This is a genomic window from Bradyrhizobium tunisiense (genome assembly GCF_042263385.1).
GTDB lineage: Bacteria > Pseudomonadota > Alphaproteobacteria > Rhizobiales > Xanthobacteraceae > Bradyrhizobium > Bradyrhizobium tunisiense.
The window spans coordinates 954,508-966,611 of record NZ_JBHLEV010000001.1; the positions used below are offsets into that span (position 1 = coordinate 954,508).

Sequence of the window (12,104 nt, forward strand, 5' to 3'; positions counted from 1 at the left end):
GATGTACCCAGGTCAGCATGCCCGCCTACGTCCGCTGCAGCCCGCCTTCATCATGGCGGCCACGGGCGAGGCCGTCACCTATCGCGAACTGGAGGCGCGCAGCAACCGGCTGGCCCACCTGTTCCGCAAGCACGGCCTGAAGCGGCTCGACCACTATTCGATCTTCATGGAGAACAATTCGCGCTATCTCGAAGCCTGCGGCGCGGGCGAGCGCTCGGGTCTCTACTACACCTGCATCAACTCCTTTCTGACGCCGGGCGAGTTGGCCTATCTGCTCGTCAACAGCCAGTCCCGGATTCTGATCACGTCGGTTGCGAAACTCGACATCGCCCGCGAGGCGATCAAGGCCTGCCCCGACATCGAGCTCTGCATCGTCGCCGACGGCCCGGGCGAGAGCGGGCGCATCGTTGGTCTTGCGGACGTGACAGCGGATATGCCGACAACACCGATCGCGGATGAGTGGCTCGGCACGGCCATGCTCTATTCGTCCGGCACGACGGGACGGCCGAAAGGCATCCTGCGGCCGCTGCCGGAGGAGCCGCCGAAGCATAATCTGCCGCTGTTCGATTTCCTGACAAAGCTCTGGCACTACCGTGAAGGCATGGTCTACCTCTCGCCGGCCCCGCTGTATCATTCGGCGCCGCAAGCTGCCGTGAACCTCACGATCCGCATGGGCGGCACGGTGATCATCATGGAGAGCTTCGATCCCGAGCGCTACCTCGAGCTCGTCGAGCGGTGGGGCATCACCCATACCCAGCTCGTGCCGACGATGTTCTCGCGCATGCTGAAGCTGCCGGAGGAGGTCCGCAGCCGCTACGACCTGTCCTCGCTTGAGATCGCGATCCATGCCGCCGCGCCCTGCCCGGCCCTGGTCAAGGACGACATGATCAAGTGGTGGGGCCCGATCATCCATGAATATTACGGTGCGACCGAAGGCCTCGGCTTCACCGCCTGCAACAGCGAGGAATGGCTTAGCCACCGCGGTACCGTCGGCAAGGTGCTGCTCGGCGACCTCCACATTCTCGACGAGAACATGCAGGCGTGCCCGACCGGCACGCCGGGTCAGGTCTGGTTCAAGACGGCCTCGCCGTTCGAGTATTTCAACGACCCTGAGAAGACCAGGGAGGCGCGTTCGGCCGACGGCAGCATGAGCACGGTCGGCGATGTCGGCTATGTCGACGCCGACCGCTTCCTGTATCTGACCGACCGCGCGACCTTCATGATCATCTCCGGCGGGGTGAACATCTATCCGCAGGAGTGCGAAAATCTCCTGATCACCCATCCGAAGGTCGCCGATGCCGCGGTGTTCGGCGTGCCCAATCCCGATCTCGGCGAAGAGGTGAAGGCGGTGGTGCAGCCGATGCATGGCGTGGTGCCGGACGCCGCGCTCGCCGAGGAGCTGATCGCGTTCTGCGCTAAGTCGCTGTCGCGGCAGAAGGTGCCGCGTTCGGTCGATTTCGAGAAAGAATTGCCGCGGCTCCCGACCGGGAAGCTGTACAAGCGGCTGCTGCGGGATCGCTATTGGGGGAATAAGGCATCACGGATCGTGTGAGGGCTCCGATTCACTTGTACACGAGAGGCGCAAGACGCAACCACAGGGAGTAGCTGTCGCCCGAGCAGACAACTCCCAGCCCTCGCAAAACTCCTGCCTGTGGTTATGGTCCCGATCGGCGTGCGCTCGAGGCGCGCTTGTCCGGGACGACGGCGGAGGTTGGCGATACCGTTGCGCGCGACGTCTGCCAAACAGTGCAGGAACCATCTCTTCGCACCTGCACTCACACAATGTGAGACGATCGGCCTTGCGTCATCCCAATTGTCGAGGCGGCCTGCGGTCCTACCGGGGTTGCCTCCCTCAACTTGCGTGCTATCGTTACGCCAAACAGGCCGCAAAGGCCGATGTCCAGGGAGGATGAGCATGCGGAGCGTGTGGGCGCTCGCCGCAATGGCGGTGCTATCTGTGCTGACGACCTCAACCACCACGCTCGCAGGCGAGCCCAAGCAGGGCGGTATCTTGCGGATGTATCACCGCGACAGTCCGGCGAACGCGTCGATCCTCGAAGGCGCGACCTATTCGGTCAACGTGCCGTTCATGGGGGTCTTCAACAATCTCGTCATCTACGACCAGCATATCGCGCAGAACAGCCCCGATACGCTCAGGCCTGAGCTGGCCGAAAGCTGGTCCTGGAGTGGCGACAACAAGAAACTGACGTTCAAGCTGCGCCAGGGGGTGAAGTGGCACGACGGCAAGCCGTTTACATCGGCCGACGTCAAATGCAGCTTCGATCTGCTGATGGGAAAATCGCAACAGAAGCTGCGGCAGAATCCGCGCAAGGCCTGGTACAGCGAAGTCAACGAGATCACGACGAGCGGCGATTTCGAGGTCTCCTTCGACCTGAAGCGGCCGCAGCCCTCGCTGCTGGCGATGCTCGCGTCCGGCTATACGCCGGTCTATCCCTGCCACGTCTCGCCCGCGGACATGCGCACGCATCCGATCGGGACCGGACCGTTCAAGTTCGTCGAGTTCAAGGCCAATGAATCGATCAAGCTGACGCGAAATCCGGACTACTGGAAGAAGGGCCTGCCCCATCTCGACGGCATCGAATACACGATCATCCCGAACCGCTCGACCGCGATCCTCGCTTTCGTCGCCGGCAAGTTCGACATGACCTTCCCGACGCACATCACGATCCCGCTTCTGAAGGACATCAAGTCGCAGGCGCCGAAGGCGACTTGCGTCGTCGAGCCGACCAACGTTTCGACCAACATCATCGTCAACTCGACCTCGGCGCCGTTCGACAACATCGACATCCGCCGGGCCATGTCGCTCGCACTCGACCGCAAGGCCTTCGTCGACATCCTGTTCGAAGGCCAGGCCGATATCGGCGGCACCATGCTGCCGCCGCCTCAGGGCATCTGGGGCATGCCCAAGGACAGGCTGGAGACCATTCCGGGCTACGGCCGGGACGTGAATGCGAACCGTGAGGAAGCAAAGAAGCTGATGCAGAAGGCGGGCTACGGCCCCGACAAGCATCTCGCGGTGAAGGTCTCGACGCGCAACATTGCGGAATATCGCGACCCCGCAGTGATCCTGATCGACCAGCTCAAGAGCATCTACATCGACGGCGAGCTCGACGTCGTCGAGACCGCAAACTGGTTCCCGAAAGTCGCGCGCAAGGACTACATGCTCGGCCTCAATCTGACCGGCAATTCCGTCGACGATCCCGACCAGTCCTTCTACGAAAACTATTCCTGCGGCTCGGAACGGAACTACACCAATTACTGCAACAAGGAGATCGAGAAGCTGTTCGACGTGCAGTCGCAGGAGACCGATGTCAGCAAGCGCAAACCGCTGGTCTGGGATATCGACAAGAAGCTGCAGGAGGATGTCGCCCGCCCGATCATCTTCCATGCACGAGCCGGCACGTGTTGGCAGCCCTACGTCAAGGGCATCACGATCATGTCGAACAGCTCCTATAACGGCTTTCGCTACGAGGATGTGTGGCTCGACAAGTAGTGCGCGTGGCTGAAGATTAGCGGCTCGCGGAGGGCGCAGGATGTTTGCCTATCTCGTGCGACGCCTGTTCCTGATGCTCGTGACCCTGTTCGGGATCTCGATCGTCATCTTTCTCCTGCTGCGTATCGTGCCCGGCAATATCGTCGACATCCTGTTTGCCGCCGCCGGCTATGTCGATCCCGCCGACAAGGCCAATCTGGAGAAGGAGCTCGGCATCGACCAGCCGCTGATCGTGCAATATTGGCACTGGATCAGCGGTTTTCTGCGCGGCGACTTCGGGTACTCATACGTCTCCGAGAAGCCAGCGCTGCAGGAGATATTGCCGCGGATTCCGATCACGGCGAAGCTTGCCGGCCTGGCGCTGTTGTTCTCGGCCTCAATCGGCATTCCCCTGGGTGTCATCAGCGCCGTGAAGCAGGGTACGCGGCTGGATTACTTCTTGCGCGTCGTCAGCCTCAGCGGCTTGTCGCTGCCCTCGTTCTGGCTCGGCCTTTTGATCCTCACCGCGTCGGTGGCGATGTTCGGCCAGATGCCGATCTTCAATCCGAATCCGCAGACCTGGCTCGAGGCGTTCGCAACCTATGCGGTCCCGGCCGCCGCGGTCGGCTTCCGCAGCGCGGCGCTGACCATGCGCATCACCCGCTCCTCGATGCTGGAAGTGCTGCGGCAGGATTACATCCGCACCGCACGTGCCAAGGGCGCCTCCGATATCGCGGTGAACTATCATCACGCGCTGAAGAACGCGATCCTGCCCGTCATCACCGTGATCGGCATCGAAGCGGCATTCCTGATCGGCGGCCTGATCGTCACCGAGACCGTGTTCAACATCCCCGGCGTCGCCCGCTTCCTGGTCGAGGCGATCCGCTGGCGCGACTATCCGATCGTGCAGAATCTCGTGATGCTGATCGCCGTCGTGGTGGTGAGCGCGAATTTCATCGTCGACATGCTGTACGCGGTGTTCGACCCGCGTATCAGGTACACGGATTAGGAGGCCGGCTTGGCCGCGATCGACTACGATCTCGAACTACGGCGGGCCGGCGCGCATGCGACCGGCGGCTGGCGCCGCGTGCTGTTTATGGCGCAGAGGCACGTGCTCGGCGCGGCCGGGCTCGCCATCATGACTTTGTTCGTGCTCACCGCGATCTTTGCCGACTTCATCGCGCGCTATGATCCTCTGACGATCGATTCCACGCGGGCGCTGGCCCGGCCGAGCCTGGCGCACTGGATGGGAACCGACTCGTTCGGCCGCGACGTATTCAGCCGCATCATCCACGGCGCGCGCATTTCGTTGGCTGTCGGCATCGGCTCGACCGCGCTCGGCGGCACCATCGGGGTCATCGTCGGGCTGACATCAGGCTATCTCTCCGGCTGGGTCGATCTCGTATTTCAGCGCGTTTCCGACGTTCTTCAGGCGCTGCCGCTGCTGGTCCTCGCCCTCATCATGACGGCAGCTCTCGGCCCGTCCTTGCCGAACGTCATCATCGCCATCGCCATCCCGCTGATCCCGACCGTGTCGCGCGTCATTCGTGCCAATACGCTGGCGCTGCGCGAGCAGCCCTTCGTCGAAGCCGCCAAGTCGATCGGCATGAGCGAGATCCGCATCGCGCTCCGCCATGTGCTGCCGAACACGCTGGCGCCGCTGATCGTGCTCGCGACCGCCCAGCTCGGCTCGACCATCCTCACCGAAGCCTCGCTGTCCTTCCTCGGCCTCGGCATTCCCGAGCCTTATCCGTCATGGGGCCGGATGCTTTCGGAGTCCGCCGCCGAATATGTGCGCACCGCGCCCTGGCTCGTGATCTTCCCGGGCATTGCCATCAGCCTCGCCGTGTTCGGCGCCAACCTTTTCGGTGACGCCCTGCGCGACATCCTGGACCCGAGGCAACGCGGCTGATGGCGGACAGATCCGATCTCGTGCTCGAGGTGAAGAACCTGAAGACGGTGTTCTTCACCAATTCCGGCCTGTTCAAGGCCGTGGACGATCTCTCGTTCAGCGTGAAGCGAGGCGAGACGCTGGCGATCGTCGGCGAGTCCGGCTGCGGCAAGAGCGTCACCGCGCTGTCGCTGATGCGGCTGGTGCCGGATCCGCCCGGCCGCATCGTCGGCGGCTCGGTCTCGCTCGAAGGCACCGATCTGCTGGCGCTGGACGAAACGCAGATGCGCGCCGTCAGGGGCAACCGCATCTCCATGATCTTCCAGGAGCCGATGACCTCGCTCAATCCGGTCATGCGGATCGGCGACCAGATCGTCGAGGCCGTGCGGCTGCACCGGAGCCTCTCAAGCAAGGAAGCCGGCAACATCGCGGTCGAGATGCTGCGCCTGGTACGCATCCCCGAGCCGGCGCGACGTGCGCGCGAATATCCGCATCAATTGTCCGGCGGCATGCGCCAGCGCGCGATGATCGCGATGGCACTGGCCTGCCGGCCGGCGCTGCTGATCGCGGATGAGCCGACCACCGCACTCGACGTCACCATCCAGGCGCAGATCCTGGCCTTGATCCTCGACCTTCAGAAGGAGCTCGGCACCGGGCTCGTGCTGATCACGCATGATCTCGGCGTCGTCGCGCAGACGGCGCAGCGCGTGATCGTGATGTATGCGGGGAGGAAGGTCGAGGAAGCCAGCGTCGAGGCGCTGTTCGCGGCGCCAAAGCACCCCTACACGCGCGGGCTGATGGCGTCGATTCCCGCGGTCCCCGCATCCGGCGTCGTCGCACCGGCGCGGCTGAACGAGATTCCCGGCACCGTGCCGTCGCTGGTCCGATTGCCGAGGGGTTGCGCCTTCGCGCCGCGCTGCAAGCTTGCGATCAAGCGTTGCGAGGCCGAATACCCGCCGCTGGCGGATTGGGGCGGCGGCCATCTCGCCGCCTGCTGGCGCGCGGAAGAAGCCGCGGAGGTGGCATGACCAAGCCACTGCTCGAGGTCACCGATCTCAAGAAGCACTACCCGGTGCGTGCCGGCGTGCTGCGGCGACAGGTCGGCACCGTGCACTCGGTCGACGGCGTCTCGTTCTCCCTTGGGGCCGGCGAGACGCTTGGGCTCGTGGGCGAGTCCGGCTGCGGCAAGTCGACGGTGGCACGCAGCGTGCTGCGGCTGGTGGAGCCGACTTCGGGCCAGATTCGTCTCGATGGTGAGGATATCACCCATCTGTCCAAGTCGGCGCTGCGCCCGCACCGCCGCTCGATGCAGATCGTGTTTCAGGATCCCTTCGCTTCACTCAATCCACGCATGACCGCCGGCGACATCGTCGGCGAGCCGCTCGCCGTGCACGGGCTCGCCACCGGGAAGGCGCTGGAGGCGAGGGTCGCAACGCTGTTCGAGCAAGTGGGCTTGCGGCCCGACCAGACGGGCAACTTCCCGCATCAATTCTCCGGCGGCCAGCGCCAGCGTATCTGCATCGCGCGTGCGCTGGCGCTCGGGCCGCGCCTGATCGTCTGCGACGAGCCGGTGTCCGCGCTCGACGTCTCGATCCAGGCCCAGGTGATCAACCTGTTGATCGACCTGCAGCGGCAACACGGCTTCTCCTACCTTTTCATCGCGCACGACCTTGCCGTGGTCGCGCATATCAGCCACCGCGTCGCCGTGATGTATCTCGGCCGCATCGTCGAGATCGCCGGCAAGGATGAATTGTTCCGCAATCCGCGGCATCCCTATACGCAGGCGCTGCTCGCCTCCGTGCCGGTCCCCAATCCGCTCGCGAAGAAGCTTGTGCCATTGGTTGACGGCGACGTGCCAAGCCCGGTCAATCCGCCGTCCGGATGTGCGTTTCACACCCGCTGCCGGTTTGCGATGGAGCGGTGCAAGATCGAGCGGCCGGCGCTCCTGGATGCGGGCGGCGGGCATCAAGTGGCGTGTCTGCTCAACGAGGGCACGGGGCGGAGTCAGTAGGCCGCAGCGCCCGGATCACCGGCCACGCGGCCAGCGCGGCAGCCAGATGCTTGAGGGTGTGGCCCGAGACGATGTGCCCGGTCGCTTCGAAAATAAGTGCGTCACCGAGCTCGAAAAGCTTGGCCAGCACATAGAAGGCGATCACGGCACCGAGCGGCACGCCGAGCGCGCCGGGCCGGGGCCGCGTCAACGCCAGGCCGACGACCAGCGCCATGCCGCCGTACTGCACGACGACCCATGGCGTGAGATTCTCACGCGCCACCCAGGCCGCCAGCAGACCGGCGATCATCATCAGCACCAGCACGGCTTCACCGGCGCGCGCGCTGACGCGCTCACTGGCTGCGATACCCAGAAAGCCCGCGAACGCGACTGCCATGCCGAGCCGGTCGGCCACGAGCCGTTGCGGCATGTCGGGGTCCAGATGATAGAAGCCCGAGCCCAGGCACGTGAGGATCAGCCCCACGAATAGCCAGCTCGCACCGACGGGCGCATCGTAGCGGGCGCGCAAGCGCTCCGAACCCCAGACGCCCATCGCGAGGAAGGCGAAATTGCTCAGCACATCGCCGGCGTTGGGTATGCCGAGCCAGGCGCGGCCATCGACGAAGTGCGGAATGTGCCAGGCGGCGGCGGGCATCGCGGGCGCCAAAAGCGCCACTAGAACCAGGAGGATGAGCGCGCAGATCAGATATTTTTCGCCGGCTTGCGGGGCGCCGAACGAGAGGTGGCGGGTCACTGAGGGGAGTATGGAAGAGGTCGCTTGGGTCGGACCATTTGCGCGCAACATAAAAGGGCTCCCGGACAATGAACATCGTTCAATATTCGTAGCGCGAAATTGAACAAGGTTCAATGAGAATGAGAATGCCGCCCGCAGGGGTAACTAGTTTATTGAAATTACTTGCGTTTCTTCGTCAGCCCGCGCGGTGCTGCAAGGTGGGCAACGCGACTTGTCCGCCGTGGCTCGAAGAGCGAAGGCGGAAGCGTGCCCACGCATATCTCGCGAACGATCAGGTGTTCGTGGGCACGGCGCTGTGCGCCTTTGCCCTCCCTACGATGCCGCGCTAGCCACCCCGATCTCCGCCACGATCCGTCCCGTGGTCACCTGCTCCCCCTCGGCGACGTCGACCGCTGCGATGACGCCATCGATGCCGGCCTTGTGGACGTGCTCCATCTTCATCGCTTCCAGCGTCAGCACCGGCTGGCCGGCGGTGACCCGGTCGCCCGGCTTGACCAGGACGGCGACGACACGGCCGTTCATGGCGGCGCGGACCTTGCCATCCCCGCCGTTGGCTGCGGTGGCCTTCGGCGCGGCGAGGGTGAGATCGGTGATCGCAAGCGGCATACCGCGGTGCTGGAGATAGAGCCGATCTCCGTCGCGCAGGAGCTTTGCGCTGTCCATCACGCCGTCGCGGCGGAAGCGGATGGCGTCCGCATCGAGCTGGTCGATCTCAAACCTGTCCTGCCTGCCATCGGTGACGACACTGTAGCTGCCGTCGCGTTCGCGCGTGACTTCGAGCTCCAGCGTCTGGCCGGCGATCTCGATCTTCGCCGGCAGCGGGAACGTTGCCGACAGGCTCCGGCCCGTCCGCCACGAAGGCGCGCGCGGATTTGTCACGTAGAGCAGCAGTCCAGCCAGCGCCGTATCGAATGCCGCGTCCGCGCGCGGCGCCAACAGTTCGTCGCGGTGTACGCCGATGAAGGCCGTCGTCGCCTCGCCCTTGGCAAAGCCGGGATGACGCAGACACGACAGCAGGAACGACTGGTTGGTGGTCACTCCGAAAGCGGTGAGCTGCTCGAGGCCGACGATCAGCCGTCCCCTCGCCTCCTCGCGGGTGACGCCATGGCTGATCACCTTGGCGATCATGGAATCGTAGAACGGCGGGATCTCCGAACCCGATTGCAGCGCGTGCTCGACACGGATGCTTTCGGGAGCCTGCCAGCGCGCCATGCGGCCCGACTGCGGCATGAAGTCCTGCCCGGCATCTTCCGAACAGAGCCGCACCTCGATGGCGTGGCCGGAGAACTTGATGTCCTGCTGCTTCACCGGCAGCGGCTCGCCGCGCGCGACACGTAGCTGCAGCTCGACGAGGTCGAGACCGGTGATCGCCTCGGTGACGGGATGCTCGACCTGAAGACGGGTGTTCATTTCCATGAAGTAGAACTCGCCGCTGCTATCCAGCAGGAATTCCAGCGTACCGGCGCCCTCATAGCGCAGCGCCTTCACGGCCGCGATCGCGACTTCGCCCATCCTGGCCCGCAGCTCCGGCGTGACCGCCGGCGACGGCGCCTCCTCGATCAGCTTCTGATGCCGCCGCTGCACCGAGCAATCGCGCTCGCCGAGATGAATGGCGTTGCCGTGGCTGTCCCCGAACACCTGGATCTCGATGTGGCGCGGGTTCTGGATGGCGCGTTCGAGGATGACCGTCGGATCGCCGAACGCAGCCTTCGCTTCCGAGCGCGCGCTGCGCAGCGCATCGGGGAAGGATGCCGCGTCGGTGACAAGCCGCATGCCGCGTCCGCCACCGCCGGCGACCGCCTTGATCATCACGGGAAAGCCGATCTTCCTGGCCTCCGCGAACATGATCTCGTCGCCCTGCTCGGCCCCTTGATAGCCGGGCACAATGGGCACGCCGGCCTTTTTCATGATCTCCTTGGCGCCGGCCTTGTTGCCCATCGCCTCGATCGCCTGCGGCGACGGTCCGATGAAGACGAGCCCCGCATCCTTGCAGGCTTGCGCGAAATCTTCATTCTCGGCGAGGAAGCCGTAGCCGGGGTGAACGGCATCCGCGCCGCTCGCCTTGGCAGCCGCGATGATCGCAGAGATGTTGAGATAGGATTGGGCCGGCAAGGCTTCGCCGATCCGCACGGCCTGGTCAGCCTGGCGCACATGCAGCGCATCCCGATCCGCATCCGAATAGACCGCGACGACGCCGAGGCCGAGCTGCCGCGCGCTGCGCATCACGCGCAACGCGATCTCGCCGCGGTTGGCGATCAGGACCTTGAAGAACGGCCGGTGCTGCACTGATCCGTTCCTCATGGGCGGGCCACCGAAAACTGCATGCGCTGGGGCGTGCGCGCATCGCCCTCGCGGCAGATCGCGAGCACTTCGGACAGCACCGCACGGCTGTCGCGCGGATCGATCACGCCATCGTCGAGCACGCGCGCACTGGTCGAGAACACGTCCATCTGGCCGTCGAACACGCCGACGATCTGCGCCTTCATGGCATCCAGCTTGTCCTTCTCGATCGGCTTGCCGCGGCGCGCGGCGGCGGCCTCGGTCACGATCGCCATGGTTTCAGCCGCCTGCTCGCCGCCCATGACCGCGGTCTTGGCGTTGGGCCAGGAGAAGCAGAAGCGCGGATGAAAGCCACGGCCGCACATGCCGTAATTGCCGGCGCCGAAGGAGGCGCCGCAATAGATGGTGATCTGAGGCACGGTCGCCGACGTCACCGCCTGGATCATCTTCGAGCCGTGCTTGATCATGCCGGCCTCTTCGTAGGCTTTGCCGACCATGTAACCGGTGGTGTTGTTGAGATAGAGCAGCGGCGTGCGGGTCTGGCAGCAGGCCTGGATGAAATGCGTCGCCTTGTTGGCGCCGGCGGGATCGAGTGGACCGTTGTTGGTGATGATGCCGATCGCCTGGCCCTCGATGCGGGCATGACCGCAGACGGTGGCTGGGCCGTAGTTCGGAGCCATCTCGGTGAAATCGGAATCGTCGACGATGCGCGCAATCACCTGCTTCATGTCCACGGTGCGCTTGTGGTCCATCGGCATGATGCCGAGCAGCTCGTCCTGGTCGTAGCGTGGCGGCTTGAATAGCGGAGCCGCCTTGCCCGGCCGCTCCCATTCCATCGCCGCCATGATCTCGCGGGCGATGCGAAGCGCGTCGCGGTCGTCTTCAGCCAGGTAGTCGCCAAGGCCGGACACTTGCGTGTGCATCTCGGCGCCGCCGAGCTCCTCCTCGGTCGCGATCTCGCCGGTCGCCGCCTTCAGCAGCGGCGGCCCCGCGAGGAACGCGCGGGTGCGGCCGCGCACCATGACGATGTAGTCGGAGAGGCCGGTTTGATAGGCACCGCCGGCAGTCGAAGAGCCATGCGTGACGGTGACGACGGGCAGGCCTGCCGCCGAGAGCCGGGCGAGATTGCGGAAGATGTTGCCGCCGCGGACAAAGTCCTCGACGCGGTAGCGCAAAAGGTTGGCACCGGCGCTTTCGACGAGCTGGACATAGGGCAGCTTGTTCTCGAGCGCGAGCTCCTGCACCCGCAGCGTCTTGTCGAGACCGTAAGGTTGCAGCGCGCCGGCATCGATGCCGGCATCGTTGGCGCTGACCATGCAGCGGATGCCCGAGACGAAACCGATGCCGGCAATGACGCCGCCGCCGGGCACGCTCTTGGCGGCATCCGGCACGTCGAACATGTAGCCGGCGAGCGTCGACAGCTCGATGAAGGGCGCGCCGGGATCGAGCACCAGCGCGACGCGCTCGCGCGGCAGCAACTGTCCGCGCTTGTGGAAGCGGTCCTTCGCTGCCGCCGAAGCCGCGCGGGTGCGCTCCTCCAGCGCGCGCATGCGGTCGATCAGGCCGAGCATGCCGTCGCGGTTGGCCTGGTAGGCGGCGCTGCCGGGGGAGATGGTGTTTTCGAGAATGGACACGTTCAACTTGCTCCGTCGTTCCGGGGCGATGCGACAGCATCAAACCCGGAACCTCGAGATTC

At 64.9% G+C, this 12,104-nt stretch carries 9 protein-coding genes; 6 read left to right on the plus strand and 3 right to left on the minus strand.

Going from position 1 to position 12,104, the window contains the following annotated elements; translation table 11 throughout:
* The first annotated feature begins 1 nt into the window (after nt 1).
* The 6 genes from ACFDR6_RS04545 (at nt 2) to ACFDR6_RS04570 (ending at nt 7,395) form a co-directional block, all read left to right on the plus strand.
* A complete protein-coding gene (locus ACFDR6_RS04545) occupies nt 2–1,552 on the plus strand; it encodes an AMP-binding protein (RefSeq protein WP_375857550.1) in 1,551 nt (516 codons plus the stop codon).
* Between the two features lie 363 nt (nt 1,553–1,915).
* Nucleotides 1,916–3,514, plus strand: a complete 1,599-nt coding sequence (locus ACFDR6_RS04550; RefSeq protein ID WP_375857551.1) for an ABC transporter substrate-binding protein — start codon at nt 1,916–1,918, stop codon at nt 3,512–3,514.
* 40 nt (nt 3,515–3,554) lie between these two features.
* Nucleotides 3,555–4,502 carry an ABC transporter permease gene (locus ACFDR6_RS04555; RefSeq protein ID WP_212083864.1) on the plus strand — a complete coding sequence of 316 codons (948 nt, stop codon included), beginning with the start codon at nt 3,555–3,557 and terminating at the stop codon, nt 4,500–4,502.
* A gap of 9 nt (nt 4,503–4,511) precedes the next feature.
* Nucleotides 4,512–5,405 (plus strand): ABC transporter permease, encoded by an 894-nt coding sequence (locus tag ACFDR6_RS04560; protein ID WP_212083862.1) that lies wholly within the window; start codon nt 4,512–4,514, stop codon nt 5,403–5,405.
* On the plus strand, nt 5,405–6,412 hold the full coding sequence (locus ACFDR6_RS04565) for an ABC transporter ATP-binding protein (protein ID WP_375857553.1): 1,008 nt from the start codon (nt 5,405–5,407) through the stop codon (nt 6,410–6,412). The genes ACFDR6_RS04560 and ACFDR6_RS04565 overlap by 1 nt, the downstream gene beginning before the upstream one ends.
* Nucleotides 6,409–7,395, plus strand: a complete 987-nt coding sequence (locus ACFDR6_RS04570) for an ABC transporter ATP-binding protein (protein WP_375857554.1) — start codon at nt 6,409–6,411, stop codon at nt 7,393–7,395. The genes ACFDR6_RS04565 and ACFDR6_RS04570 overlap by 4 nt, the downstream gene beginning before the upstream one ends.
* On the opposite strand, the gene ACFDR6_RS04575 is transcribed toward ACFDR6_RS04570, so the two are convergent.
* From ACFDR6_RS04575 to ACFDR6_RS04585, 3 genes are all read right to left on the minus strand, one after another.
* On the minus strand, nt 7,367–8,179 hold the full coding sequence (locus tag ACFDR6_RS04575) for a hypothetical protein (RefSeq protein ID WP_375857555.1): 813 nt from the start codon (nt 8,177–8,179) through the stop codon (nt 7,367–7,369). The two genes, ACFDR6_RS04570 and ACFDR6_RS04575, sit on opposite strands and share 29 nt — an antisense overlap.
* Nucleotides 8,180–8,440: 261 nt before the next feature.
* On the minus strand, nt 8,441–10,429 hold the full coding sequence (locus ACFDR6_RS04580) for an acetyl/propionyl/methylcrotonyl-CoA carboxylase subunit alpha (RefSeq protein WP_375857557.1): 1,989 nt from the start codon (nt 10,427–10,429) through the stop codon (nt 8,441–8,443).
* Nucleotides 10,426–12,042, minus strand: coding sequence for an acyl-CoA carboxylase subunit beta (locus ACFDR6_RS04585; protein ID WP_375857558.1), 1,617 nt, complete (start codon nt 12,040–12,042; stop codon nt 10,426–10,428). The genes ACFDR6_RS04580 and ACFDR6_RS04585 overlap by 4 nt, the downstream gene beginning before the upstream one ends.
* Nucleotides 12,043–12,104 lie beyond the last annotated feature (62 nt).

Coding starts and splice junctions, on each gene's coding strand:
- ACFDR6_RS04545 (WP_375857550.1), top strand. CDS start 2: ATGTACCCAGGTCAGCATGCCCGCCTACGTCCGCTGCAGCCCGCCTTC.
- ACFDR6_RS04550 (WP_375857551.1), top strand. CDS start 1,916: ATGCGGAGCGTGTGGGCGCTCGCCGCAATGGCGGTGCTATCTGTGCTG.
- ACFDR6_RS04555 (WP_212083864.1), top strand. CDS start 3,555: ATGTTTGCCTATCTCGTGCGACGCCTGTTCCTGATGCTCGTGACCCTG.
- ACFDR6_RS04565 (WP_375857553.1), top strand. CDS start 5,405: ATGGCGGACAGATCCGATCTCGTGCTCGAGGTGAAGAACCTGAAGACG.
- ACFDR6_RS04570 (WP_375857554.1), top strand. CDS start 6,409: ATGACCAAGCCACTGCTCGAGGTCACCGATCTCAAGAAGCACTACCCG.
- ACFDR6_RS04575 (WP_375857555.1), bottom strand. CDS start 8,179: ATGTTGCGCGCAAATGGTCCGACCCAAGCGACCTCTTCCATACTCCCC.
- ACFDR6_RS04580 (WP_375857557.1), bottom strand. CDS start 10,429: ATGAGGAACGGATCAGTGCAGCACCGGCCGTTCTTCAAGGTCCTGATC.